Origin of the sequence: Pseudomonas sp. 1912-s (assembly GCF_029269205.1) — a bacterium.
Taxonomy (GTDB): Bacteria; Pseudomonadota; Gammaproteobacteria; order Pseudomonadales; family Pseudomonadaceae; genus Aquipseudomonas.
In genome coordinates, this window is sequence record NZ_JARIXR010000010.1 from 199,141 (window position 1) to 224,837 (window position 25,697).

The 25,697-nt window shown below is 62.6% G+C and carries 20 protein-coding genes; 19 read left to right on the top strand and 1 reads right to left on the bottom strand.

The genetic code is table 11. The features are described 5' to 3' along the window. The first annotated feature begins 126 nt into the window (after positions 1-126). The 5 genes from P3C29_RS15610 (at position 127) to P3C29_RS15630 (ending at position 7,255) form a co-directional block, all read left to right on the top strand. Entirely contained in the window at positions 127-3,663 is a 3,537-nt protein-coding gene (locus P3C29_RS15610) for a DUF2339 domain-containing protein (RefSeq protein ID WP_275964871.1), read from the top strand. After that, complete coding sequence (locus tag P3C29_RS15615; RefSeq protein ID WP_275964872.1) at positions 3,663-5,018, top strand: DUF3999 domain-containing protein; 1,356 nt, start codon at positions 3,663-3,665, stop codon at positions 5,016-5,018. Before P3C29_RS15610 ends, P3C29_RS15615 begins: the two co-directional genes overlap by 1 nt. Positions 5,019-5,125: 107 nt before the next feature. Beyond that, the gene (locus tag P3C29_RS15620; protein ID WP_010169114.1) at positions 5,126-6,136 is read left to right on the top strand and encodes a class 1 fructose-bisphosphatase; all 1,011 of its coding nucleotides are present in this window, start codon (positions 5,126-5,128) and stop codon (positions 6,134-6,136) included. Positions 6,137-6,398: 262 nt separating this feature from the next. Further along, positions 6,399-6,653, top strand: a complete 255-nt coding sequence (locus P3C29_RS15625) for a hypothetical protein (RefSeq protein ID WP_010169120.1) — start codon at positions 6,399-6,401, stop codon at positions 6,651-6,653. A gap of 32 nt (positions 6,654-6,685) precedes the next feature. Continuing rightward, entirely contained in the window at positions 6,686-7,255 is a 570-nt protein-coding gene (locus P3C29_RS15630) for a lipocalin family protein (RefSeq protein WP_003217984.1), read from the top strand. A gap of 113 nt (positions 7,256-7,368) precedes the next feature. Here P3C29_RS15630 and P3C29_RS15635 read toward each other — a convergent pair whose 3' ends face one another. Beyond that, on the bottom strand, positions 7,369-8,733 hold the full coding sequence (locus tag P3C29_RS15635; protein ID WP_275964873.1) for a formimidoylglutamate deiminase: 1,365 nt from the start codon (positions 8,731-8,733) through the stop codon (positions 7,369-7,371). 78 nt (positions 8,734-8,811) lie between these two features. On the opposite strand from P3C29_RS15635, the gene hutC reads away from it, so the two are divergent. The 14 genes from hutC to P3C29_RS15705 all read left to right on the top strand — a co-directional run bounded on the left by hutC (position 8,812) and on the right by P3C29_RS15705 (position 25,665). After that, the gene (hutC, locus tag P3C29_RS15640; protein WP_201125938.1) at positions 8,812-9,591 is read left to right on the top strand and encodes a histidine utilization repressor; all 780 of its coding nucleotides are present in this window, start codon (positions 8,812-8,814) and stop codon (positions 9,589-9,591) included. Continuing rightward, on the top strand, positions 9,588-10,148 hold the full coding sequence (locus tag P3C29_RS15645; protein ID WP_201125939.1) for a HutD family protein: 561 nt from the start codon (positions 9,588-9,590) through the stop codon (positions 10,146-10,148). The genes hutC and P3C29_RS15645 overlap by 4 nt, the downstream gene beginning before the upstream one ends. A gap of 324 nt (positions 10,149-10,472) precedes the next feature. After that, positions 10,473-12,143 carry a urocanate hydratase gene (hutU, locus tag P3C29_RS15650; RefSeq protein WP_201125940.1) on the top strand — a complete coding sequence of 557 codons (1,671 nt, stop codon included), beginning with the start codon at positions 10,473-10,475 and terminating at the stop codon, positions 12,141-12,143. A 43-nt stretch (positions 12,144-12,186) separates the two neighbouring features. Then, on the top strand, positions 12,187-13,644 hold the full coding sequence (locus P3C29_RS15655; RefSeq protein WP_275964874.1) for a cytosine permease: 1,458 nt from the start codon (positions 12,187-12,189) through the stop codon (positions 13,642-13,644). Positions 13,645-13,713: 69 nt separating this feature from the next. Continuing rightward, positions 13,714-14,679, top strand: a complete 966-nt coding sequence (locus P3C29_RS15660; protein WP_201125942.1) for an ABC transporter substrate-binding protein — start codon at positions 13,714-13,716, stop codon at positions 14,677-14,679. Between the two features lie 71 nt (positions 14,680-14,750). Beyond that, positions 14,751-15,602 (top strand): proline/glycine betaine ABC transporter permease, encoded by an 852-nt coding sequence (locus P3C29_RS15665; RefSeq protein ID WP_017478193.1) that lies wholly within the window; start codon positions 14,751-14,753, stop codon positions 15,600-15,602. Next, positions 15,599-16,423, top strand: coding sequence for a glycine betaine/L-proline ABC transporter ATP-binding protein (locus tag P3C29_RS15670; protein ID WP_177041058.1), 825 nt, complete (start codon positions 15,599-15,601; stop codon positions 16,421-16,423). The genes P3C29_RS15665 and P3C29_RS15670 overlap by 4 nt, the downstream gene beginning before the upstream one ends. A 136-nt stretch (positions 16,424-16,559) precedes the next feature. Beyond that, positions 16,560-18,083: a histidine ammonia-lyase gene (hutH, locus tag P3C29_RS15675; protein WP_275964875.1), complete on the top strand. Its 1,524-nt coding sequence runs from the start codon at positions 16,560-16,562 to the stop codon at positions 18,081-18,083. 114 nt (positions 18,084-18,197) lie between these two features. Continuing rightward, a complete protein-coding gene (hutH, locus tag P3C29_RS15680) occupies positions 18,198-19,736 on the top strand; it encodes a histidine ammonia-lyase (protein ID WP_085984627.1) in 1,539 nt (512 codons plus the stop codon). Positions 19,737-19,918: 182 nt separating this feature from the next. Next, positions 19,919-21,325, top strand: coding sequence for an amino acid permease (locus P3C29_RS15685; RefSeq protein WP_275964876.1), 1,407 nt, complete (start codon positions 19,919-19,921; stop codon positions 21,323-21,325). A gap of 16 nt (positions 21,326-21,341) precedes the next feature. Next, positions 21,342-22,547 (top strand): imidazolonepropionase, encoded by a 1,206-nt coding sequence (gene hutI, locus P3C29_RS15690; protein ID WP_275964877.1) that lies wholly within the window; start codon positions 21,342-21,344, stop codon positions 22,545-22,547. A gap of 11 nt (positions 22,548-22,558) precedes the next feature. Next, positions 22,559-23,359: an N-formylglutamate deformylase gene (hutG, locus tag P3C29_RS15695; protein WP_275964878.1), complete on the top strand. Its 801-nt coding sequence runs from the start codon at positions 22,559-22,561 to the stop codon at positions 23,357-23,359. Between the two features lie 249 nt (positions 23,360-23,608). Continuing rightward, a complete protein-coding gene (locus tag P3C29_RS15700) occupies positions 23,609-24,556 on the top strand; it encodes a choline ABC transporter substrate-binding protein (protein ID WP_169386574.1) in 948 nt (315 codons plus the stop codon). A 173-nt stretch (positions 24,557-24,729) separates the two neighbouring features. Beyond that, entirely contained in the window at positions 24,730-25,665 is a 936-nt protein-coding gene (locus P3C29_RS15705) for an alpha/beta hydrolase (RefSeq protein WP_275964879.1), read from the top strand. The last annotated feature ends 32 nt before the right edge of the window (positions 25,666-25,697 follow it).

Below are 25,697 nucleotides of genomic sequence, written 5' to 3' on the forward strand. Positions count from 1 at the left end.
GCAATACAAAATGTGGGAGCGGGCTTGCTGTGGTGAGAGGGCAAGCCCGCTCGCCACAGCAAGTCCCGCTGCCACATGGGGCCCGTGTCGATATACTAGGTCTCGGTTTGCTTAGGGATATCGACCATGCAATGGATTTTCATGCTGATTGGCCTGGTGCTCGGCTGGACGCTCGACGAGTCGTTCAGTGATGCGGGCATTGGTGCGCTGCTTGGCTTGGGCATTGGCCAGGCGATCCGCCTGTCGATGCTCGCCTCGCGTACGGAGGAGCAAGGCCGTCAGCTGGAGTCTGCCCGCAACGCCCTGGAAGTCGTCGAGCAACGCCTGGCCTTGCTGGAAAGGCCGGCTGCCGTTGAAACCCCCGAACCGATCCTTGTCGAAGCGCCGCCGCCGGTAACGGCGTCGCCCGAACTCGTCTGGGAATTACCCGCCGAATTGGAACCTGCGTACGCAACGGTAGCGGCCGAGCCCAGCCAGCCATTGCCGGCTGACGTCTGGCGGGCTGAGCCGAGCGAACGCATTCCTGAGCAACCTGCTGCGCCTGCGGTACCTCGTGGCCCCAACTTCATCGAGCGCGCCATCAGCGGCGCACGCAACTGGCTGTTCGGCGGCAACACCGTGCTGCGGGTCGGCGTGGTGCTGCTGTTCCTTGGCCTGGCCTTCCTGCTGCGCTATGCCACTGAAGGCATGGTGGTGCCGATCGAGCTGCGTTATGCGGGCGTTGCCGGTTGTGCGTTGGCCTTGCTGGGCCTGGGGTGGTGGCTGCGGCTGCGCAACAGCAATTACGGGTTGATGCTGCAAGGCACCGGCATCGCCGTGTTGTACCTGACAGTGTTCGCTGCCATGCGCCTGCACCCGCTGCTCGATCCCGGCGCCGCACTGGGGTTGCTGGTGGCGGTCACGGTGTTTTCGGCGATTCTGGCAATTACCCAGGACGCCCTCGGCCTGGCTTGCGCCGCTGCCCTCGGCGGTTTTGCGGCACCGATCCTCACGTCCACCGGCGCCGGCAACCATGTGGCGCTGTTCAGCTATTTCGCGCTGCTGAACGCGGGCATCCTCGCCATCGCCTGGTTCAAGGCCTGGCGCCTGCTCAACCTGATCGGTTTCGTCGGCACCTTCGGCATCGGCTTCGCCTGGGGCATGCGCTCCTACACGCCGGAACTGCTGTGGAGCACCGAGCCTTTCCTGATTCTGTTTTTCCTGATGTACCTCGGCATTGGCCTGTTGTTCGCCCGGCGCAAGCTGTTGGAGATGAGCGACGCGCCGGACGATGACAGCCGTGGCGCACTGTTGCGCTGGTCGGCGGCCAAGGGCGATTACGTCGACGGCAGCATGCTGTTCGGTCCGCCGCTGGTGGGCTTCGGTTTGCAGTTTGCGCTGGTGCAGCACCTGGAATTTGCCGCGGCGTTCAGCGCGCTGGGCCTGGGCATTATTTACATGGGCCTGGCCCGTTTGCTGAGTGGCGGGCGCGCCTTGCTGCTGGCGGAAACCTGCCTGGCATTGGGTGTGATCTTCGCCAGCCTGGCGATTCCCCTGGGCCTCGACGCACGCTGGACGGCGGCGGCCTGGGCCGTGGAAGGCGCCGGGATTTTCTGGCTCGGCTTGCGCCAGCAGCGACCTTTGGCGCGGGCGTTTGGCTTGCTGTTGCAGGTCGGCTCGGCGCTCGCGTTCCTCAGCGAGTTGCGGGTTGGCGACACCCGTCTATTGGATGGCGCACCGCTGGGCGCTCTGCTGCTGGGCGTGGCGTTGCTGTTCAGTTTCCACCAACTGCGCAAGGCTCCGGCCGAGCAGTCGGCGCAGTGGGAGCGTCGTGGTTTGCCGGTATTGGCCAGTGTCGGCCTGGGCTTCCTGTACCTGCTGGCGCCGTTGCTGCTGTTGACCCAAGGCACGGCCATCAGTTGGGCAATTGCCGGCCTTGCAACCTTGCTGGTCGGCCTGCGCATCGGCTCGCGCACGTTCCTCTTTACTGCGTTTGCCGTGCAATTGCTCGGTGGCGCGCTTTTCCTGTTGCGCCTTCAGGCGGGCGCTGATTCCGGCGCCGTGTTCAGTGCCGGCTGGAGCGGGCTGCTCACCGCATCGCTGATTGGCCTGGCCTTGATCGGCGGCATGCTGCTGGCGGCGCGGGACAGCATGGTGCGCAGCGATGTGCGGTTGTTGCGCGGCCTGTCGGTGGTGCTGTTGGCCGGGTTGGTGCTGATCAACCTCGCGGTGCTGTTCGTGCTGCCGTGGGAGACCGCCAGTGGCGTGTGGGCGGCCAGTGGTTTGTTGATTATCTGGCTGAGCCTCTACCTGCAGCAGCGGGTCAGTTTTGTCTTCGGGTTGTTGCTGCAAATCATCGGTGGCGCTTCGTTCCTGATCGCGGTGCCGGACTTGCTCGGGCCACTGACCCGCGAAGGCTTGCGTCCTTTGGGCCATAGCGGTTTCTGGACGCCGATGGTGCTCGGGCTGGCGGCGCTGGTCGGTGCCTGGCGCTTGCAGCGCCGGCCTCATGCGCCGGTGTTCGAGGCGTTGAGTTTGCAGCGGCTGTCCGACGTGCTGCTGGTGTGGGGCGCGGCCTGGTGGACCTTGGCTTTGGTCAGCGAAGTGCTGCGTTTTGCGCCACCGATGCTGCAAGGCACCTGGCTGCTGGCGGTGGCGGCCGTGAGTGTGGCGATCTGGGCGGTGTTGGCCCGGCGCCTGCAATGGGCGTCGCTGGGCTTGTTGTGCACGCTGTTGATGCCGGCGGCGGGCGTGGTGTTGCTGGGCTCGTGGGGCTCACGTTATCACCCGGCGGCGAATTTCGCGTGGCTGGCGTGGGTGGCGGTATTTGCGGTGCACTTCGTGTCACTGCGGCGCCTGGCCTTGGTCATCCCGGAGAAAGCTTTGAGCGCCGCGCACGTGCTCGGCTGCTGGCTGCTGATCGGCGTGCTGGCGCTGGAGCTGCGCTACGGCCTGTTGCTGCTGTCCGAGGAATACAACGCCTGGCGCTGGCTGGGGTGGGCGATTCTGCCGAGCCTGTACCTGGTACTGGCCGCTGTGCCGCGCAGTTGGCCGTGGCCGGTGTCGGCGTACCCGCGCGAGTACCGGTTGTATGCCGCGTTGCCTCTGGCGGTGTTGATGTTGGGCTGGTTCTGGCTGGCAAATATCTTCAGCGACGGCACCGCCGAGCCGCTGCCGTATGTGCCGCTGCTTAACCCGCTGGATGTTGGATTGCTGTTCGCGCTGCTGGGTGTGTACCTGTGGTCCCGCAGCGCCGCACCCCAGCGCGGGCCACGCGCCGAGCTGATCGCCCAGGCGGTCGCCGGTGTGTCGTTGTTCGCCTTCTTCACCGCCCTGGTGATGCGCACGGCTCACCATTGGGGCGGCGTGCCGTTCCATCTGGATGCGTTGCTGGAGTCGATGCTGGTGCAGGCCGGGCTGTCGATTATCTGGACCCTGATTGCCCTGAGCCTGATGATCGGTGGGCATCTGCGCCATCGGCGTGAGGTGTGGCTGATCGGTGCGGTGTTGATTGCAGTGGTGGTCGCCAAATTGTTCTTCGTCGAGCTGAGCAACCGTGGCGGGCTGGCGCGGATCGTATCGTTTATCGGTGTGGGCGGGCTGTTGCTGGTGGTGGGCTATTTCGCCCCGTTGCCACCCAAGCGTGCCGAACCGGTGGTTGAATCTGAAGGAGTGGCCTCTTGATGGGCAAGCTGAGTGTGGTGCTGTTGGGGTTGTGCACAACGTGTTCGGCCTTGGCCCAGGAAACCCCGGCCGATTTCACCACGCGGGTGCCGCTGACAGTCAGCGGCGAAGGCCCGTGGTACCGCCTGGAACTGCCGCTGGCGGTGCAATTGAGCGCCCGCCAGGCCGACCTGAGTGACGTGCGGGTGTTCAACGCCGCCGGCGAGCCCCAGGCCTACGCGCTGGCGCGGCAGTCGGCGCAAAGCACCGAAAGCCGCAGCCTGTCCAACGTGAAGTGGTTCCCGCTGTACGCCGCGGCCGACTCCGCTGAAGCCGTGCCCAGTGTGCGTGTGCAGTCCACCTCCACCGGCACGCTGGTGCAGGTGCAGCCGCCGAGCCAGCTGGAAGCGGGCGAAGAAGTGCTGCGCGGCTGGTTGCTCGATGCCAGCGGGATCAAGGCGCCGTTGCAGCAGCTGATCCTCGACTGGACCAGCGAGCGCGACGGCTTCCAGCGCTTCAGCATCGAAGCCAGCGACGACTTGCAGCACTGGCGCTCGTGGGGCGAAGGGCAGGTGGCGCGGCTGTCGTTTGCCGATGAGCGCGTCGAGCAGCATGAAGTGAGTTTGCCAGGGCAATCGGCGCGTTATCTGCGCCTGCTGTGGAAAGGCCAGGCCGCACCGGCGCTGACATCGGCGCAGTTGGAGAGCGTCAGTGCCCATAGCTTGCCGTTGCCGCTGGTGTGGTCGCAGCCACTGTCGGGTACCCGTCTCAAGGCCGGCGAATACAGCTGGCAGTTGCCCAATGCGCTGAACGTCGAACGTTTGCGTATCGACTTGAGCCAACCCAACAGCCTCGCGCCAGTCACCTTGTCGGGTCGCCGGGAAAGCAGTCAGGCCTGGCAGCCCTTGAGCAGCGGTTTGCTCTACCGGCTGACGCAAAATGGCCAGGACGTTTTACAGAACGAATTGCAGCTGCCGGGCCAGGCCGTTGCGCAACTCAAGCTCGACGTGGATGAGCGCGGCGGTGGCCTGGGAGTGGAGGCGCCGACCTTGAGCTTTGCAGTGCGCGCCACGCAGTTGGTGTTCCTGGCGCGGGGCGAGCCGCCGTTCACCCTGGCCTTGGGCAACCCGTCGGTGAAGGGGGCGAACTTGCCGCTGTCGACGTTGATTCCGGATTACAGCGTCGAACGCCTCGCAGGGCTTGGGCAGGCCAAGGCGGCGGGGGCGGTGGTGGTGACATCGCCCGCGGTTGCGGCGCCTATTGATGCCGGGCCGAACTGGAAAAAGCTCGGTCTTTGGGCCGTGCTGTTGCTCGGTGTGGCGGCGTTGGGCGCCATGGCCTACAGTTTGCTGCGCAAGCCGCCGGTGGCACGTTAAATAAAGTCCATGAACTCTATTGGGTTTAAATCCTCTCATATGAGGAAATACGCCCCGACTCGCGTTAAACTGCGCGGGTTTTTAGCCCCCCATTTCCGGAGCCTTCCATGTCCCGCGTTACCCTGAGTCGCTATTTGATCGAGCAGACCCGCAGCAACAACACGCCTGCCGATCTGCGCTTCCTTATCGAAGTGGTGGCGCGTGCTTGCAAGGAAATCAGCCACGCCGTCTCCAAAGGCGCGCTGGGCGGTGTCCTGGGCAGCATGGGCACTGAAAACGTACAAGGCGAAGTGCAGAAGAAGCTCGACGTGATTTCCAACGAAATCCTGCTCGAAGCCAACGAATGGGGCGGCCACCTGGCCGGCATGGCGTCCGAAGAAATGGACAATGCCTACCAGATCCCGGGCAAGTACCCGAAAGGTGCGTACCTGTTGGTATTCGACCCGCTGGACGGTTCGTCGAACATCGACATCAACGCACCGGTCGGCACCATCTTCTCGGTACTGCGTTGCCCGAGCGAATACCTGAGCCAGAACGAAGCCCTGAACGAAAAGGCCTTCCTGCAGCCAGGCACCGAGCAGGTCGCTGCCGGTTATGCGATCTACGGCCCGCAAACCATGCTGGTGCTGACCCTGGGCGACGGCGTCAAGGGCTTTACCCTGGACCGTGAAATGGGCAGCTTCGTGCTGACCCACGAAGACATCTCCATCCCGGCGAGCACCCAGGAATTCGCCATCAACATGTCTAACCAGCGTCACTGGGAAGCGCCGGTACAGCGCTACGTGAACGAGTTGATGGAAGGCGAAGAAGGCCCGTTGAAGAAGAACTTCAACATGCGCTGGGTGGCTGCGATGGTTGCCGACGTGCACCGCATCCTGACCCGTGGTGGCCTGTTCATGTACCCACGTGACAGCCGCGAGCCGTCCAAGCCGGGCAAACTGCGCCTGATGTACGAAGCCAACCCGATGTCGTTCCTGGTTGAGCAGGCGGGCGGCGCGTCCACCGACGGCCACCAGCGCATCCTCGACATCCAGCCTGAAGGCCTGCACCAGCGTGTGGCGGTGTTCCTGGGTTCGAAGGAAGAAGTTGAGCGTGTGACTGGTTACCACAAGGCGTAAAGCCCTGCGGTAAGCATCTGCTCTGTGTGGTGAGCGGGCTTGTCCCGCTTTGGGGTGCGTAGCACCCCTAAACCCCGACTCTTCGTTTTTTCTGACACGAGGCAATGCCCTTTATCGGGGGCTGCTTCGCAGCCCAGCGCGGGGCAAGCCCGCTCACCACAAGGGGCTTTTTTGTTTTCGCTCGTCGGGAACCAGACACCTCTTTTCCCTTCTAAGCTTCTGGCAGACCCCCAAGCTGCTTCGTCTCTCCAGGAGTTTTTCCATGTCGTTACGCCGTCTCGCCCTGTTGTCGTTTTGCGTGCTTCTGGCCGCTTGCAGCAAGGTCACTCAAGAAAATTACGCAAAACTGTCGGCCGGCATGGCCAAGGCCGAGGTTGAGTCGTTGCTGGGTAAGCCGACTGATTGTTCTGGCGCGCTGGGTATGTCCAGTTGCACCTGGGGCGATAAAAACAGCTTTATCAGCGTGCAATACGCCGGTGACAAAGTACTGATTTTTTCCGGGCAAGGCCTGAAGTAAACCGGGGCGAAAGCCTGCGGGAGAAAAACAACATGATGCGTTTCGTTTTATACCTCTGCGCCAGCCTGTTTTTGGCGGGCTGCGCCAGCCATTCTGGCGATGATCTGCAACCCAAGACGGTCGGCAGCGTGAACCTCAAGCGTTACCAGGGCACCTGGTATGAGTTGGCCCGTCTGCCGATGTACTTCCAGCGCAATTGTGCGCAGTCCGAAGCCCGCTACACGTTGTTGCCCGATGGCAACATGTCGGTGTTCAACCGCTGCCTGACGCCTGAATGGAAGTGGCAGGAAGCCAAGGGCACAGCAACGCCGCAGGTCGCCGGCAAGACTGACAAACTGTGGGTCGAATTCAATAACTGGTTCACCTCGCTGTTGCCGGGCGTGGCCAAGGGCGATTACTGGGTGCTGTACGTCAGCGATGACTACAAGACTGCCATTGTCGGCAGCCCGAGCCGGCGCTACATGTGGTTGTTGTCCCGCACGCCGACTGTCAGCGCCGACACCCGCGAAGACCTGCTGAGCAGGGCGCGGCAACAGGGGTATGACACTACCCGGTTGATCTGGCGGACGTCGGACAAGCAGATGGCAAAGACTTCGCAGTAACTGAAGAGCGCTACCCTTCCAATGTGGGAGCTGGCTTGCCTGCGATAGCGGTGTTGGATTCACAACGGCTATCGCAGGCAAGCCAGCTCCCACATTTTGTTATGTGTCGTCAGTTAGCCCAACAAATCCCGCAAGACCTGGGTAAACGCCCGGCTGCTGTCTTCTTCAGCCGCGTGATGCCCGTCGCGAATCACCCACTTCCCGTTGACCAGCACGTCCCGCACCTGGCGATCACCGCCGGCAAACAGCCAGCGATTTAGAATCCCGTCTTCGTTCGCCGTCGCCAGGTACGGATCGTTGCCATCCAGTACCAGCCAATCGGCACGCTTGCCCACTTCCAGGCGCCCAATCGGTTGCCCCAGCGCTTCGGCCCCGCCGTCCAGCGCGGCATCGAACAGCGTACGGCCGACCATGGGCTGATCGCTGCGATACAGCCGGTTGCGCCGCTGGTCCCGCAGGCGCTGCCCATATTCCAGCCAGCGCAGTTCTTCCACCACGCTCAGTGATACGTGGCTGTCGGAACCAATCCCCATGCGCCCGCCTTGGGCCAGGAAATCCACCGCCGGGAAAATCCCGTCGCCCAGGTTGGCCTCAGTGGTCAGGCACAGCCCGGCGATCGCCCGGCTCTTGGCCATCAACGTCACTTCTTCCGGGTTGGCATGGGTGGCGTGCACCAGGCACCAGCGCCGATCCACTTCAACATTGTCATACAGCCATTGCAGCGGACGCTTGCCGCTCCAGGCCAGGCAGTCGTCGACTTCCTTTTGCTGCTCGGCGATATGGATGTGCACCGGACAGGCCTTGTCGCTGGCGGCCAGCACTTCGCTGATCTGTTGTGGCGTGACGGCGCGCAGCGAGTGGAAGCACAGGCCCAGCTGCTGCGCCGGTTGCGCGGCCAGAATCGGTTGCAGGCGTGCTTGCAGGTTCAGGTAGTGCTCGGTGCTGTTGATAAAGCGCCGCTGGCCTTCATTGGGTGCCTGGCCGCCGAAACCGGAATGGCTGTACAGCACCGGCAACAACGTCAGGCCGATACCGCTGCTGGCGGCCGCCTGGCTGATTTGTCGCGACAACTCCGCAGGGTCGGCATAGGGCTGGCCGCTGACGTCGTGGTGCACGTAGTGAAATTCGGCCACCGAGGTGTAGCCGGCCTTGAGCATCTCGATATACAGCTGGCGCGCAATGACCTGCAGTTGGTCGGGGCTGATCTTGCCCACCATGCGATACATCAAGTCGCGCCAGGTCCAGAAGCTGTCATTCGGGTTGCCGGCCACTTCCGCCAGGCCGGCCATTGCCCGCTGGAACGCATGGGAATGCAGGTTCGGCATGCCCGCCAACACCGGGCCTCTCAGCCGTTCGGCACCGTCTGCACTGGCGTTGGGCTCCACCTGGGTCAGCAGGCCGTCGGCGCTGACTTCAAGACGTACATCATTGGCCCATCCATTAGGCAGCAGCGCGCGTTCGGCAAAGAAAGCGGACATGATTAAGGCACCCCGGTCGTGTGTTTATTTGTATATACATATACAGACGTTTGCCTGCTCGGTAAACTCCGGCAAGCTATGCTTCTTTTTCACCTGCAAGGATTTCCTGTGCCGACTCCGCCCGCCAAGTCTTCACTGGCTGCCCACATGGACGAAAGTCCGGCGCCCTTGTATGCCCGCGTCAAACAGATGATCAGCCAGCAGATTCTCAACGGCAACTGGCCGCCGCACTACCGCGTGCCGTCGGAAAGCGAGCTGGTCAACCAACTGGGCTTCAGCCGCATGACCATCAACCGCGCCCTGCGCGAGTTGACGGCCGAAGGCCTGCTGGTACGCATGCAGGGCGTGGGCACATTTGTCGCCGAGCCCAAGAGCCAGTCGGCCCTGTTTGAGGTGCACAACATTGCCGATGAGATCGCCTCCCGCGGTCATCGCCATACGTGCAAAGTCATCACCCTCGGTGAGGAAGCGGCCGGTTCCGAGCGCGCCGTCGCCCTGGAAATGCGCGAAGGCGGACGGGTGTTCCACTCGCTGATCGTGCACTACGAAAACGACATTCCGGTGCAAATCGAAGACCGTTTCGTCAACGCCCTGGTAGCGCCGGAATACCTGCAGCAGGATTTCACCCAGCAAACCCCTTATGCCTACCTCAATCAGGTGGCGCCGCTGACCGAAGGCGAGCACGTGGTGGAAGCGATCCTCGCCGATGCCCATGAGTGCAAGCTGCTGCAAATCGAAACCAGCGAGCCGTGCCTGTTGATTCGCCGCCGCACCTGGTCGGGCCGCCAGCCGGTAACGGCCGCGCGTTTGATCCACCCCGGTTCCCGTCATAGCCTGGAAGGACGTTTCAGTAAATGAGTTCGATGAAAGTCTGGCGCGCCACCGATTACGTCCGTATGCCATGGAAAAACGGCGGGGGCAGCACTGAAGAAATCACCCGTGATGCAGGTGAGGGCCTGGACGGTTTTGGCTGGCGCCTGTCGATTGCCGATATTGCCGAGTCGGGCGGGTTCTCCACCTTCGCCGGGTACCAGCGCATCATCACCGTGCTGCAAGGTTCAGGCATGGTGCTGACGGTGGATGGCGAGGAACAGCGTGGGTTGTTACCGCTGCAGCCGTTCCCGTTCAAGGGTGACAGCCAGGTGTCCTGCCGATTGATCGGCGGCCCGATCCGCGATTTCAACCTGATCTATTCACCGCAGCGCTATCAGGCGCGGTTGCAGTGGATGGACGGTACGCAGCGCTTCTTCAGTGCCGCGCACACCGTGCTGGTATTCAGTGTGGCCGATGAGGTGAAGGTGCTCGGTGAGCGGCTGAACCGTCACGACTGCCTGCAAGTGGACGGTAACACCGGGCTGCTGGACGTCAGCGTCACCGGCCGTTGCTGTGTCATCGAACTGACTGCAGCCGCTTGAACAGGTGGGGGTTCTTCCCCCCACATGTTGTTTCCCTCTTCCCGCACCAACTTGTTACCGAACGCCCCAGCATGGCGCAAAGCCCTGCCTCGGTGACTAGTCTCCCGCGTTGTAAAAATCCTCTGTAAGAAAATTCATCAAGCAGCGAAGCCTTATTTTCTAAGGCTTTCACCCTCATCCCGGAAAAATCTTCAAACCTTGCGCGCAAAGTTGGCCGCTTGATTGCATATGCTTGTATGTACAAGTAAAGATGTGTGCGTAAGAGTCCATGGACATCCTCTTCGCACCAATCATGTTCGCGCATTGATCGTTGAGGAATTTTTTGTGACCAAGCCTACCAAGTACCGTGACGTTGAAATCCGTGCCGCACGCGGCAACACGCTGACCGCCAAAAGCTGGCTGACTGAAGCGCCGCTGCGCATGCTGATGAACAACCTCGACCCACAGGTTGCCGAAAACCCGAAAGAGCTGGTGGTGTACGGCGGCATTGGCCGCGCCGCGCGCAACTGGGAATGCTACGACCAGATCGTCGAAAGCCTGACCCACCTCAATGACGACGAAACCCTGCTGGTGCAATCCGGCAAACCCGTCGGCGTGTTCAAGACCCACAGCAACGCCCCGCGCGTGCTGATCGCCAACTCCAACCTGGTGCCGCACTGGGCGAGCTGGGAACACTTCAACGAACTGGATGCCAAGGGCCTGGCAATGTACGGCCAGATGACCGCCGGCAGCTGGATCTACATCGGCAGCCAGGGCATCGTTCAGGGCACCTACGAAACCTTTGTCGAAGCCGGTCGCCAGCATTACAACGATGACCTCAAGGGCCGTTGGGTCCTGACTGCCGGCCTCGGCGGCATGGGCGGCGCCCAGCCACTGGCCGCGACCCTGGCCGGTGCCTGCTCGCTGAACATCGAATGCCAGCAGGTCAGCATCGACTTCCGCTTGAACAGCCGTTATGTCGACGAGCAAGCCACAGACCTCGACGACGCCCTGGCGCGCATCGCCAAATACACCAAGGAAGGCCGCGCGATCTCCATCGCCCTGCTGGGCAACGCGGCGGAAATCCTGCCGGAACTGGTCAAGCGTGGCGTGCGCCCGGACATGGTCACCGACCAGACGAGCGCCCACGACCCGCTGAACGGTTACCTGCCCGCCGGCTGGACCTGGGACGAATACCGCGCCCGCGCCAAGACTGAGCCGGCCGCCGTGATCAAGGCCGCCAAACAGTCCATGGCCGTGCACGTCAAAGCCATGCTTGAGTTCCAGAAGCAAGGCATCCCGACCTTCGACTACGGCAACAACATCCGCCAGATGGCCCAGGAAGAGGGCGTGGAAAACGCCTTCGACTTCCCGGGTTTCGTACCGGCCTACATCCGTCCGCTGTTCTGCCGTGGCATCGGCCCGTTCCGTTGGGCTGCGCTGTCGGGCGACCCGCAAGATATCTACAAGACCGACGCCAAAGTCAAAGAGCTGATCCCGGACGACGCCCACCTGCACAACTGGCTGGACATGGCCCGCGAGCGCATCAGCTTCCAGGGGCTGCCGGCGCGTATCTGCTGGGTTGGCCTGGGCCAGCGCGCCAAGCTGGGCCTGGCGTTCAACGAAATGGTGCGCAGCGGCGAGCTGTCGGCACCGGTCGTGATCGGCCGCGACCACCTGGACTCCGGCTCGGTGGCCAGTCCCAACCGTGAAACCGAATCGATGCAGGACGGTTCCGATGCCGTGTCCGACTGGCCACTGCTCAACGCCTTGCTCAACACCGCCAGCGGCGCGACCTGGGTTTCGTTGCATCACGGCGGCGGCGTCGGCATGGGCTTCTCCCAGCACTCGGGCATGGTGATTGTCTGCGACGGTACCGACGAAGCTGCCGAGCGTATTGCTCGCGTGTTGCACAACGACCCGGCCACCGGCGTGATGCGTCATGCCGATGCCGGCTACCAGATCGCGATCGACTGCGCCAAAGAGCAGGGCCTGAACCTGCCGATGATCAAGTAAGCCAGCACCACCCAAAAAACAATCCATCAGAGGTTGAACAACAATGGCTGTAAATGACGCTCGTGCAAGCACCACCCCGTTGATCGAAAGGCGTTCGATCGACTACATCCCGGAAGCGGAAAGACACGGCCGTCTATTGAGTCAGTTCACCCTGTGGTTGGGTGCCAACCTGCAAATCACCGCGATTGTCACCGGGGCCCTGGCCGTGGTGCTGGGCGGTGATGTGTTCTGGTCGTTGGTCGGTCTGTTGATCGGTCAACTGCTGGGCGGCGGCGTCATGGCGCTGCATGCTGCGCAAGGCCCGCAACTGGGCTTGCCGCAGATGATCTCCAGCCGCGTGCAGTTTGGCGTGTATGGCGCGGTGATCCCGCTGGTGCTGGTGTGCCTGATGTACATCGGTTTTTCCGCCAGCGGTTCGTTGCTGGCGGGGCAGGCCGTGGCGCAGTTGCTCCACGTTGAAGACTGGGTGGGCATCGTGCTGTTCGCGGGGCTGATCATGGTCTTCACAATCTTCGGCTACCGGGTCATCCACGGCATCGGCCGGGTTGCCAGCGTGCTGGGGGTGGTGGCTTTCGTCTACCTGTTCTACAAATTGCTGGCCGGTAACGACATCGGTGCGTTGCTGGGCAACAAGCATTTTTCCCTCAGCAGTTTCCTGCTGGCGATTTCCCTGTCGGCGTCCTGGCAGATTGCGTTTGGCCCGTATGTGGCGGATTACTCGCGTTACTTGCCGCGCAGCACCAAGGCGTCGAAAACCTTCTGGGCCGTGGGCCTGGGCTCGGTGATCGGTGCGCAGGCGTCGATGGTGTTCGGCGTGTTTGCGGCGGCCCTGGCCGGCTCGCAATTCGCTCATCACGAAGTGTCATTCATCGTCGGCCTGGGCGGCACCGGGATCGTCGCGGCGCTGCTGTATTTCAGCATCGCCTTCGGCAAGGTCACCGTCACCACCCTGAATGCCTACGGCAGCTTCATGTCGATCGCGACGATCATCAGTGGCTTCCGTGGCAGCCGCCATATCGGCAGTGGCACGCGCCTGTTGTACATCTTCGTGATGGTGTCGATTGCCGCCGCGCTGGCGTTGCTGGGCAAGGACTCGTTCCTCAAGGATTTCTCTGCGTTCATCCTGTTCCTGCTGGCGTTTTTCACGCCCTGGAGTGCGATCAACCTGGTGGATTTCTACTGCATCACCAAAGAACGCTACGACATCCCGGCACTGTCCAACCCCGACGGCCGCTACGGTCGCTGGAACGTGATGGGCATCAGCATCTACGTGTTTGGCGTGCTGATCCAGATGCCGTTCATCTCGACGCACTTCTACACCGGACCACTGGTTGCCAGCCTCGGCGACACCGATATCTCCTGGATCATCGGCCTGGTGGTGCCGGCTGCGCTTTACTACTGGGCCGCGAAAAAGTGGCACAGCGCAATACCTGAACGACTGATCCTGCCGGTAGAGCAGGGCGCTGCACCAACGACAAACGGGCTTGCTGCACAGGCCTGATGGGACGTGGACAGGGCAGGATGCCTACTGACTGCCGTAATCCATTTCAAGATTGGGAGCGTCACAACAATGAAAATGAATAAGACCCTGCTGGCCACTTTGTTCTCTGCAGGCTTGCTGGCTTCTGCTGGCGCTCAGGCGGCGGGTTGGTGCGAATCCGGCAAACCGGTGAAATTCGCCGGCCTGAACTGGGAAAGCGGCATGTTGCTCACCGACATCCTGCAAACCGTTCTGGAAAAAGGCTACGACTGCAAAACCGACAGCCTGCCGGGCAACTCCATCACCATGGAAAACGCCCTGAGCAGCAATGACATCCAGGTATTCGCCGAGGAGTGGGTTGGCCGCAGCGAAGTCTGGAACAAGGCCGAGAAGGCCGGCAAAGTCGTTGGTGTCGGGGCTCCAGTCGTGGGTGCCATCGAAGGCTGGTACGTGCCGCGTTACGTGATCGAAGGCGATGCCAAGCGCAAGCTGGAACCCAAGGCGCCGGACCTGAAAAACATCGCCGACCTGGCCAAATACGCTGCGGTGTTCAAGGACCAGGAAGAGCCATCCAAGGGCCGTTTCTACAACTGCCCGGCCGGCTGGACCTGTGAGCTGGACAACAGCGAAATGCTGAAAAGCTATGGCCTGGAAAGCACCTACACCAACTTCCGCCCAGGCACCGGCCCCGCGCTGGATGCGGCGGTGTTGTCGAGCTACAAGCGCGGCGAGCCGATCCTGTTCTACTACTGGTCGCCAACGCCGTTGATGGGCCAGGTCGACCTGGTGAAGCTCGAAGAGAAGCCCGGTGTGGATAAAAGCGTGACCATCAAGGTCGGGCTGTCCAAGGCGTTCCACGAACAAGCCCCGGAACTGGTGGCCGTATTGGAGAAGGTCAACCTGCCAATCGACCTGCTGAACCAGAACCTGGCACGCATGACCAAAGAGCGAATTGAATCACCAAAACTGGCGAAAATTTTCCTCAAGGAACATCCTGAAGTCTGGCACGCATGGGTGAGCGACGACGCAGCCAAGAAAATCGACGCGGCCTTGTAGGTTGAGCGTTTCCGGTTGCCCTCACAGGCAACCGGACGCCCGGCCACAATCCACTGGATCGAGAGCACACTATGTTTCCTGAGAGTTTTACGTTTTCCATCGCCGATTGGGTCAACAGTTGGGTTGATTCGCTGGTGACCAACTACGGTGATGTGTTCCGGCACATCTCCGACACCTTGTTGTGGGCCATCGTCAACCTGGAAGGCGTGCTGCGCGCAGCGCCCTGGTGGTTGATGCTGGCGATTGTCGGCGGCATTGCCTGGCACGCCACGCGCAAGGTGGTCACCACGGCGGTGATCGTCGGTTTGCTGTTCCTGGTGGGCGCCGTTGGCCTGTGGGACAAGCTGATGCAAACCCTCGCGCTGATGATGGTGGCCACGGTGATCTCGGTGCTGATCGGCATTCCCCTGGGGATTCTGTCGGCCCGCAGCAACCGCCTGCGCTCGGTATTGATGCCGCTGCTGGACATCATGCAAACCATGCCCAGCTTCGTGTACCTGATCCCGGTGTTGATGCTGTTCGGCCTGGGCAAGGTGCCGGCGATTTTCGCCACGGTGATCTACGCCGCGCCGCCGCTGATTCGCCTGACCGACCTGGGCATTCGCCAGGTGGACGGTGAAGTCATGGAAGCGATCAACGCCTTCGGTGCCAACCGCTGGCAGCAACTGTTTGGTGTGCAACTGCCGCTGGCCCTGCCGAGCATCATGGCCGGGATCAACCAGACCACCATGATGGCCCTGTCGATGGTGGTGATCGCCTCGATGATCGGTGCCCGTGGCCTGGGTGAAGACGTACTCGTCGGCATCCAGACGCTTAACGTCGGGCGTGGCCTTGAAGCCGGCCTGGCGATTGTGATTCTCGCAGTGGTCATCGACCGCATTACCCAGGCCTATGGTCGTCCACGGCATGAGGCGAGCAAATGACTACCGTCAGCAAGATTGAAGTCAAAAACGTATTCAAGATCTTCGGCAACCGTTCCAAGGAAGCACTGGCGCTGATCGGCCAGGGCAAGACCAAGGACCAGGTGCTGGCCGACACCGGTTGCGTGGTGGGTGTGAACGACCTGTCCCTGAGCATCGGCACGGGCGAGATCTTCGTGATCATGGGCCTGTCGGGTTCCGGCAAGTCGACCCTGGTGCGCCACTTCAACCGCCTGATCGACCCCACCAGCGGCGCGATCCTGGTGGACGGCGAAGACATCCTGCAACTGGACATGGAAGCCCTGCGCCAATTCCGCCGGCACAAGATCAGCATGGTGTTCCAGAGCTTCGGCCTGCTGCCCCACAAAAGCGTGGTGGACAACGTTGCCTACGGCCTGAAAGTGCGCGGCGAAACCAAGCAAGTGTGCACCGAGCGTGCGCTGCACTGGATCGAAACCGTAGGCCTCAAAGGCTACGAAAACAAATACCCGCACCAGCTGTCCGGCGGCATGCGCCAACGGGTGGGCCTGGCTCGCGCCCTGGCGGCCGACACCGACATCATCCTGATGGACGAAGCGTTCAGCGCCCTCGACCCGCTGATTCGCGCCGAGATGCAGGACCAGTTGCTGGAGCTGCAAAAGACCCTGCACAAGACCATCGTCTTCATCACCCACGACCTCGACGAGGCCGTGCGCATCGGCAACCGCATTGCGATTCTCAAGGACGGCAAGCTGATCCAGGTCGGCACGCCCCGGGAAATCCTGCATTCGCCGGCGGATGAATATGTGGACCGGTTTGTTCAGCGGCGGGCTGCTGTGGTCTGACCCGGATCGTGTGGTGAGCCGGCTGGCGCTATCGCAGGCAAGCCAGCTCCCACATTTGCAATGCATTCCCCTGTAGGAGCTGGCTTGCCTGCGATGCGGCCGGTGAAGCTGCACAAGAATTGGAGAAGGTACAAAGATGTCCCAGGCTGAAAAAATCATCATCGCCGACGCCCCGATGCGTTGGCAGGACGTGGTCGCCGTGGCTCGCCACGGCGCCGTCCTCGAACTCTCGGGCCAGGCCTGGGCGCGAATCGACAATGCCCAGGCGATCGTCCAGCGCATCGTCACCAGCGGTGAGCGCGCCTATGGCGTCAACACCGGGCTGGGCGCCTTGTGCAACGTATCGCTCAAGGGCGAGCAACTCAGCCGGCTGTCGCGCAACACCCTGCTCAGCCACGCCTGCGGCGTCGGCCCGGCGCTGAGCGATGAACAGACCCGCGCGATCATCTGCTGCGCCATCATCAACTACAGCCACGGCAAATCCGGCCTGCACCCGCAGGTGGTGCACTCGTTGCTGGCATTGCTGAACCACGGCATCACACCGCAAGTACCGTCCCAAGGCTCGGTGGGCTATTTGACCCACATGGCCCACATCAGCATTGCCTTGCTCGGCGTTGGCAATGTGAGCTACCGGGGCCGCATCGTCCCGGCGCACCAGGCCCTCGCCGAAGAAGGTTTGCAGGCGGTGGTGCTGGGTGCAAAGGATGGCCTGTGCCTGGTCAACGGCACGCCGTGCATGACCGGCCTCAGCTGTCTGGCCCTGGCCGATGCGCACCGTTTGCTGCAGTGGGCCGATGTGATTGGCGCCATGAGCTTCGAAGGCCAGCGCGGTCAGATCGACGCTTTCGACGAAGAGATCATCGCCCTCAAGCCGCACCCGGGCATGCAGCAGGTGGGTATCAACCTGCGCGCGCTGCTCGATGGCAGTGAAGTGATCGCCAGCAGCAAAGGCATTCGTACCCAGGACGCCCTCAGCATCCGTTCGATTCCCCAGGTGCACGGTGCCGCTCGCGATCAACTGGAGCACGCCACCCGGCAGATCGAAACCGAACTCAATGGCACCAGCGATAACCCGCTGGTGCTCGGTACGCCAGACAACTACCGCGTGGTCTCCCAGGCCAACCCGCACGGGCAGTCCGTGGCCCTGGCGGCAGACATGCTGGCCATCGCCATGGCTGAAATCGGCTCCATCGCCGAGCGCCGCCTGGACCGCCTGATCAACCCCCACGTCAGTGGCCTGCCGGCGTTCCTGGTGAGCAACCCCGGGGTCAACTCCGGGATGATGATCGTGCAGTACGTCGCCGCTTCGCTGTGCGGGCAAAACCGCCAGTTGGCGCAACCGGCGGTGCTCGACAACTTTGTCACCTCCGGCTTGCAGGAAGATCACCTGAGCATGGGCACCAACGCCGCGCTGAAGCTGCATTCGGTGCTGGAAAACGTCACCCAGATCCTCGCCATCGAGTACCTGCTGGCGGCCCAGGCGTTCGAGTTCCTCCAGGAACAGCGCTTCGGTGCCGGCACCGACACCGCCTGGCGATTGCTGCGCGAACATGTCCCGGCCTACGACCAGGACCGCTGGCTGGCGCCGGACATCGCGGCCACTGCCGCGCTGCTCAAAGACACCGACTTGCTGCAACACACGTTACCGAATTTGCACTGACCTTTTTCCAACAATAACCAGCGTGCCAAGCCGGCTGATCCTCTAAAAGAGCACAGCGGCGGATAACGGAAGCATCCGGAGCGACTGGTAGTTAACAACACTCTCAAAAGGAGCATGAATGTGACTGCGCTAAACCTGATTCCAGGCCAACTGAGCCTTGCCCAACTGCGGGCCATCTACCAGCAGCCGGTAACCCTCAGTCTGGATGACAGCGCCTCGGCCCAGATCGAAGCCAGTGTCGCCTGCGTGGAGCAGATTCTCGCCGAGAACCGCACCGCCTACGGCATCAACACCGGTTTCGGCCTGCTGGCCTCGACCCGCATCGCCAGCGAAGACCTGGAAAATCTCCAGCGTTCCCTGGTGCTGTCCCACGCCGCCGGCGTCGGTGAGCCCATCAGCGATGCGCTGGTGCGGCTGGTCATGGTGCTTAAGGTCAACAGCCTGAGCCGTGGTTTTTCCGGGATTCGCCGGCAGGTGATCGACGCGCTGATCGCCCTGATCAACGCCGAGGTTTACCCGCATATTCCGCTGAAAGGTTCGGTGGGTGCCTCCGGTGACCTGGCGCCATTGGCCCACATGTCGCTGGTGCTGCTGGGCGAAGGCAAGGCCCGCTACAAGGGCGAATGGCTGGAAGCCACCGAAGCGCTGAAAGTCGCCGGCCTGACGCCGCTGACCCTGGCGGCCAAGGAAGGCCTGGCGCTGCTCAACGGCACTCAGGTCTCCACTGCTTACGCGCTGCGTGGCCTGTTCGAAGGCGAAGACCTGTTCGCCGGTGCCCTGGCGTGTGGCGCCCTGACGGTGGAAGCCGTGCTGGGTTCGCGCTCGCCGTTCGACGCGCGTATCCACGCGGCCCGTGGCCAGCGTGGCCAGATCGACTCCGCCGCCGCGTATCGCGCCCTGCTGGGTGAAAGCAGTGAAGTGTCCCAGTCCCACGAAAACTGCGACAAGGTTCAGGACCCGTACTCCCTGCGCTGCCAGCCACAAGTCATGGGCGCCTGCCTGACCCAGTTCCGCCAGGCGGCCGAAGTGCTGGTGGTGGAAGCCAACGCCGTGTCGGATAACCCGCTGGTGTTTGCGGCAGAAGGTGACGTGATTTCCGGCGGCAACTTCCACGCTGAACCGGTGGCCATGGCGGCAGACAACATGGCGCTGGCCATCGCGGAAATCGGCTCCCTGAGCGAACGCCGCATCTCGCTGATGATGGACAAGCACATGTCGCAACTGCCGCCCTTCCTGGTGGGCAATGGCGGTGTGAACTCCGGCTTCATGATCGCCCAGGTGACGGCGGCGGCATTGGCCAGCGAGAACAAGGCACTGGCCCATCCCCATAGCGTCGACAGCCTGCCAACGTCGGCGAACCAGGAAGACCACGTGTCGATGGCGCCGGCTGCGGGCAAACGCCTGTGGGAAATGGCCGAGAACACCCGCGGTGTGTTGGCGGTGGAATGGTTGGCCGCGTGCCAGGGCCTGGACCTGCGCAACGGCTTGAAAACCTCGCCTGCGCTGGAAAAGGCGCGGGGGATCCTGCGCAGCAAAGTGGCGTTTTATGAGAAGGACCGGTTCTTTGCGCCAGACATCAATGCCGCCAGTGAACTGTTGGCGACGCGTTGCCTGAATGAGCTGGTGCCGGCGAAGTTGTTGCCGAGCTTGTAAGAGCGACACCGATCCAGTGTGGGAGCTGTCGAGCCCCGGCGAGGCTGCGATGGCGTCGGAACAGACAACATTTTCGTAGCCTGACCCACCGCTATCGCAGCCTCGCTGGGGCTCGACAGCTCCCACATTTGATCTTCTACAGATTCGAATTTTCTCAGGATAAAAATAATTAAGGACGAGAAATGCACCCGGAAAAAGGTTTGAAACGCGGGCTCTCCGCCCGACATATTCGCTTCATGGCGCTCGGTTCCGCGATCGGCACCGGGCTCTTTTACGGCTCTGCCTCCGCGATCCAGATGGCCGGTCCTGCCGTACTCCTGGCCTACCTGATCGGCGGCGCCGCCGTGTTCATGGTGATGCGCGCCCTGGGCGAGATGGCTGTGCACAACCCGGTGTCCGGCTCCTTCGGCCAGTACGCCAGCACCTACCTGGGCCCGATGGCCGGCTTTATCCTCGGCTGGACCTACGCCTTTGAAATGATCATCGTCTGCCTCGCCGACGTCACTGCCTTTGGCATTTACATGGGCTTCTGGTTTCCCGAAGTCGCGCGCTGGGTCTGGGTGCTGGGCATCGTGTTGCTGATCGGCGGCTTGAACCTGTGCAACGTCAAAGTCTTTGGCGAAATGGAGTTCTGGCTGTCGCTGCTCAAGGTCGGTGCCATCGTCGCGATGATCCTCGGTGGCTTCGGCATCATGCTGTTCGGCATTCACTCGGCGGGCGAAGCACCGGCCACCGGCCTCAGCAACCTGTGGGCCCACGGCGGTTTCCTGCCTAACGGCGTGGGCGGCCTGATTGCGTCCTTCGCGGTGGTGATGTTCGCCTTTGGTGGCATCGAAATCATCGGTATCACCGCGGGCGAAGCCAAGGACCCGCAGCGCGTGATCCCCAAGGCGATCAACGCGGTGCCGCTGCGTATCCTGCTGTTCTACGTGCTGACGTTGTTTGTGCTGATGGCGATCTACCCGTGGCCGCAGATCGGCAGCCAGGGCAGCCCGTTCGTGCAGATCTTCAGCAACCTGGGGATAGGCTCGGCGGCGACCATCCTCAACATCGTGGTGATCTCCGCTGCCGTCTCGGCCATCAACAGCGACATCTTCGGCGCCGGCCGCATGATGTACGGCCTGGCCCAGCAAGGTCAGGCGCCCAAGGGCTTTGCCCAGCTGTCGAAACAGGGCGTGCCATGGATGACTGTGGTGGTGATGGGCGCCGCGTTGCTGGGCGGCGTGGTGCTCAACTACCTGATCCCGGAAAACGTGTTCCTGGTGATCGCCTCGATCGCGACCTTCGCCACGGTGTGGGTGTGGCTGATGATCCTGGTGACTCAGGTCGCGATGCGTCGCGCGATGACCAGGGAGCAGATTGCCGAGCTGAAATTCCCGGTGCCGTTCTGGCCCTATGCGCCAGCGGCCGCCATCGTGTTCATGCTGTTTATCTTCGGCGTGCTGGGTTACTTCCCGGACACCCAGGCTGCCCTTATGGTCGGCGCCGTATGGATCGTCCTGCTGATCGTTGCCTATCTGCTGTGGGTCAAGCCCGCCGCCGGGCAAACGGCCAAGGTCCACTACGACCCGGCTTTGTCTCATCGATAACCTAACGGAGGCGTTGATGAAAACGCTTTGGCAACACTGCCACGTTGCAACCATGGCCCAGGGCAACTACTCGATCATCGAGGATGCCGCCATCGTTACCTCGGGCACGCTCATCGAGTGGATCGGCCCGCGCGTCGATCTGCCGAAGGCGGACTACGCGACCACCCACGACCTGCAGGGGGCGTGGGTCACGCCCGGGCTGATCGACTGCCACACCCACACGGTGTTCGGTGGCAATCGCAGCGGTGAGTTCGAGCAGCGGTTGCAAGGCGTGAGCTACGCCGAGATCGCAGCCGCCGGTGGCGGTATTGCCAGCACCGTGCGCGCCACACGCGCGGCGTCCGAAGATGAGCTGTTTGCCAGCGGCCACAAACGGCTGCGCAGTTTGCTGCGCGACGGCGTGACCACCGTCGAGATCAAGTCCGGCTACGGCCTGGACCTGGCCAGCGAGCGCAAGATTCTGCGGGTGATCCGCCGCCTCGGCGCCGATCTGCCCGTCAGTGTGCGCAGCACCTGCCTGGCGGCCCATGCGTTGCCGCCGGAGTACGTGGACCGCGCCGACGCCTACATCGACCACATCTGCGCCGAGATGCTGCCGGCACTGGCGGCGGAAGGCCTGGTGGATGCGGTCGACGCCTTCTGTGAATACCTGGCGTTTTCGCCGGAGCAGGTGGAGCGTGTGTTCATCGCCGCCCAAAAACTCGGTTTGCCGGTAAAGCTGCATGCCGAACAATTGTCGTCCCTGCATGGCTCCAGCCTGGCGGCGCGTTACCAGGCGCTGTCGGCGGACCACCTGGAATTCATGACCGAGGAAGACGCCATCGCCATGGCCGCTTCCGGCACCGTTGCGGTGTTGCTGCCGGGGGCGTTCTACTTCCTGCGGGAAACCCAGTTGCCGCCGATGGACGCCCTGCGCAAGCACGGCGTGAAGATCGCCATTGCCAGCGACCTCAACCCGGGCACCTCGCCGGCGTTGTCGGTGCGCCTGATGCTGAACATGGCCTGCACCCTGTTCCGCATGACCCCGGAAGAAGCCCTGGCCGGCGCCACGCAGCACGCGGCCACCGCCCTGGGCCTGGGTGACAGCCACGGCTCGCTGGAAGTGGGCAAGGTCGCGGACTTTGTGGCCTGGCAGATCGATCGCCCTGCCGACCTGGCCTACTGGCTGGGCGGCGAGCTGGATAAACGCGTCGTGCGCCATGGCGCCGATGTCACCGTTTGAGGAGTAGCGCTGTGGATAAGGTTCTGAATTTCAAACAAGGCCGCGTACCGCTGCTGATCAGCATGCCCCATGCGGGCCTGCGCCTGACGCCGGCGGTGCAAGCCGGGCTGATCCCCGAGGCGCAAAGCCTGCCGGACACCGACTGGCACATCCCCATGCTGTATGACTTCGCCGAAGCGCTGGGCGCCAGCACCCTGGCCGCCGAGTATTCGCGCTTCGTCATCGACCTGAACCGGCCATCAGACGACAAGCCGCTGTACGTCGGCGCCACCACCGGCCTGTACCCGGCGACGCTGTTCGACGGTGTGCCGCTGTTCCGCGAAGGCCTGGAACCGTCCAAGGCTGAACGCGCCACGTACCTGGAGCAGGTGTGGACGCCGTATCACCGCACCCTGCAAAACGAGCTGGCCCGGCTCAAGGCCGAGTTCGGCTATGCGCTGTTGTTTGATGCGCACTCGATCCGCTCGGTGATCCCGCACCTGTTCGAAGGCAAGCTGCCGGACTTCAACCTCGGTACCTTCAATGGCGCCGCCTGCGACCCGCAACTGGCCAGCCAGTTGGAAGCCATCTGCGCCGGGCATCCGCAGTACAGCCATGTGCTCAACGGGCGTTTCAAGGGCGGGCACATCACCCGGCACTACGGCAACCCGGCCGAGAACATCCACGCGGTGCAACTGGAGTTGGGGCAGTGCACCTACATGGAAGAGTTTGAGCCCTTCCGTTATCGCGCCGACCTGGCCGAGCCGACGCGGGTGGTGTTGAAGGAATTGCTGGAAGGGTTCCTGGCCTGGGGGCAAAAGCACTATCGGTGATCGGTTGCGCAGTTGAGATAGCCATCGCGGGCAAGCCCGGCTCCCACCTTTTGAATGGCAAACATATTCAAATGTGGGAGCTGGCTTGCCTGCGATGAGGCCCTCAACAGCCACACACCTCTCAAGTCGCCTGAGTGCAACTCACAGTCGCCACAGGTCGCTTTGATCGAGGTCTCGCTGGGTAAGGTGTTGGGCACGGCGCGTCAGACGCCATCCCCACAATAAAAACTGCCGAGTGAGACCGCATAGATGAAAAGACTGTTCAACCGTTGTCTGTTGATTCTCACCGGCGCCGCCCTTCTGAGCGCCAACGCGATGGCCGCCGACCCGGCCTCGTGCAAGGTCGTACGCATGGGCGTGGTCAGCTGGACCGACGTGATCGCCACCAGTGGCATGGCCGATGTGCTGCTCAACGGCCTGGGCTATGACAGCAAGCAAACCAGCGCCGTGCAGCAAATCATCTTTGCCGGTATCCGCGACAAACGCCTGGATATCTTCCTGGGCTACTGGAAGCCGGCAATGGACAACAACATCGCGCCGTTTCTCGCTGCCAAGCAAGTCAAGGTGTTCGACAAGCCAAGCCTGTCCGACGCCCAGGCTACCCTGGCAGTGCCGCAGTACGTCGCCGATGCGGGCCTGAAAACCTTTGCCGACATTGCCCGCTTCAAGGACAAGCTGGGCGGCAAGATCTACGGCATCGAGCCGGGCAGTGGTGCCAATACCGACATCCAGAAAATGATCGACAGCAACCGCTTTGGCTTGGGCGGCTTCAAGCTGGTGGCGTCCGGTGAAGCGGGCATGCTGGCCGCAGTGCAGCGGGCGGTGAACCGCAAGGAGTTCGTGGTGTTTGTCGGCTGGACGCCGCACCCGATGAACATCAACATGAAAATGGCTTACCTGACTGGCAGCGAAGATGTGTTCGGTGCCAACGAGGGCATGGCCACAGTCTCCACGGTGACGGCGCCGGATTATGCCGAACGTTGCCCCAACGTGACCCGGCTGCTGGAGAACCTGACCTACACCGCCGCCCAGGAAAGCCAGTTGATGGTGCCGATCATGGACCGCAAGACGCCGCAGGATGTTGCCAAACAATGGCTGCGTGACAATCCCGAGGACTTGCAGCGCTGGCTGGCGGGTGTGACAACCCTGGATGGCAAGGACGGCGTGGCGGCGGTGCAGGCCAGCCTCAAACCTTGATGCGAACACGATAGATCAAACAACAGAGAGCCAATGTGGGAGCCGGGCTTGCCCGCGATAGCGGTGTATCAGTCGACGATGGCGTTGGTTGAAACACCGCTATCGCAGGCAAGCCAGCTCCCACATTTGTCTTGTGGTGTGCTTTGAGTCTTCATATCAGGACGATCACCTTCATGTCCCACTACCCGATTTCCGCGCCGATGTGCGCCTTTGTCGAAAAATCCGAATCTTTCACCAGCGACGACACCTCGCTGGCTGGGTTGCGCCGGGGTTACGAGCGCATGTGCCAGGCGTTCACCCCGGCGCGGCCGGGAGGGTTGCAGGTGTCGGACGTTTCCCTGGGCGGCGTGGGCGTACGCAGTTATCAACCGGTGACGCCGACACCTGATGGCGGCTGGCCATGCATCCTTTATATGCACGGTGGCGGCTGGGTGGTGGGTGGCCTGGATTCCCACGACTTTATCTGCTGTGAGCTGGCCGACGCTCTGCAGGTGCTGGTGATCGCCATCGATTACCGGCTAGCCCCCGAACACCCGTTTCCGGCGGCTTTCGACGATTGCCGTGCGGTCTGGCGGGCGATCCAGGCGGGTGAAGCGCCTTGTCACATCAACCTTCAACGTCTGGTGGTGGCCGGTGACAGCGCCGGCGGTAACCTCGCTGCCGCCGTGTGCCTGGGACTGCGGGACGACCACCAGCCGCAGCCCCTGGCACAAATCCTGATCTACCCGGGCCTGGGCGGCCCCGCCGACTTGCCGTCCCGCCGCGACTGCGTCGACGCGCCGCTGCTCAGCGCTGCCGACACCGAGTGCTACCTGGCGCTCTACCTGCGGGGGCCGGGCAAACCGTCGCCCTACGCCATGCCACTGCTGGCTGCGGATTTCAGCGGGTTGCCGCAGGCTTTGATCGCCGTCGCCCAGTTCGACCCGCTGCGGGACGACGGCATGCTCTACGCCGAGCGGCTGCAAGCCGCCGGCGTGGCGGCCCTGCTGTATCCCGGCAAAGGCCTGGTTCACGGCTGCCTGCGGGCCCGGGGCCAGGTGCCGGAGGTCGACCGGCTGTACGCTTATCTGCTGGATTACCTGCGTGGAGTTCTGCTGACACAGGTCTAAGTCCGTCAGGACATGCTCATTGCACAATTCGG

Bases quoted from the DNA above. Each gene is read 5' to 3' on its own strand.
- hutC (WP_201125938.1), top strand. From the start codon at position 8,812: ATGCTTCTTTTTCACCTGCAAGGATTTCCTGTGCCGACTCCGCCCGCC.
- P3C29_RS15665 (WP_017478193.1), top strand. From the start codon at position 14,751: ATGTTTCCTGAGAGTTTTACGTTTTCCATCGCCGATTGGGTCAACAGT.
- hutH (WP_275964875.1), top strand. From the start codon at position 16,560: ATGTCCCAGGCTGAAAAAATCATCATCGCCGACGCCCCGATGCGTTGG.
- P3C29_RS15700 (WP_169386574.1), top strand. From the start codon at position 23,609: ATGAAAAGACTGTTCAACCGTTGTCTGTTGATTCTCACCGGCGCCGCC.
- P3C29_RS15705 (WP_275964879.1), top strand. From the start codon at position 24,730: ATGTCCCACTACCCGATTTCCGCGCCGATGTGCGCCTTTGTCGAAAAA.
- P3C29_RS15625 (WP_010169120.1), top strand. From the start codon at position 6,399: ATGTCGTTACGCCGTCTCGCCCTGTTGTCGTTTTGCGTGCTTCTGGCC.
- hutH (WP_085984627.1), top strand. From the start codon at position 18,198: ATGAATGTGACTGCGCTAAACCTGATTCCAGGCCAACTGAGCCTTGCC.
- P3C29_RS15610 (WP_275964871.1), top strand. From the start codon at position 127: ATGCAATGGATTTTCATGCTGATTGGCCTGGTGCTCGGCTGGACGCTC.
- P3C29_RS15660 (WP_201125942.1), top strand. From the start codon at position 13,714: ATGAAAATGAATAAGACCCTGCTGGCCACTTTGTTCTCTGCAGGCTTG.
- P3C29_RS15655 (WP_275964874.1), top strand. From the start codon at position 12,187: ATGGCTGTAAATGACGCTCGTGCAAGCACCACCCCGTTGATCGAAAGG.
- P3C29_RS15620 (WP_010169114.1), top strand. From the start codon at position 5,126: ATGTCCCGCGTTACCCTGAGTCGCTATTTGATCGAGCAGACCCGCAGC.
- P3C29_RS15645 (WP_201125939.1), top strand. From the start codon at position 9,588: ATGAGTTCGATGAAAGTCTGGCGCGCCACCGATTACGTCCGTATGCCA.
- hutI (WP_275964877.1), top strand. From the start codon at position 21,342: ATGAAAACGCTTTGGCAACACTGCCACGTTGCAACCATGGCCCAGGGC.
- P3C29_RS15685 (WP_275964876.1), top strand. From the start codon at position 19,919: ATGCACCCGGAAAAAGGTTTGAAACGCGGGCTCTCCGCCCGACATATT.
- P3C29_RS15670 (WP_177041058.1), top strand. From the start codon at position 15,599: ATGACTACCGTCAGCAAGATTGAAGTCAAAAACGTATTCAAGATCTTC.
- P3C29_RS15635 (WP_275964873.1), bottom strand. From the start codon at position 8,733: ATGTCCGCTTTCTTTGCCGAACGCGCGCTGCTGCCTAATGGATGGGCC.
- P3C29_RS15630 (WP_003217984.1), top strand. From the start codon at position 6,686: ATGATGCGTTTCGTTTTATACCTCTGCGCCAGCCTGTTTTTGGCGGGC.
- P3C29_RS15615 (WP_275964872.1), top strand. From the start codon at position 3,663: ATGGGCAAGCTGAGTGTGGTGCTGTTGGGGTTGTGCACAACGTGTTCG.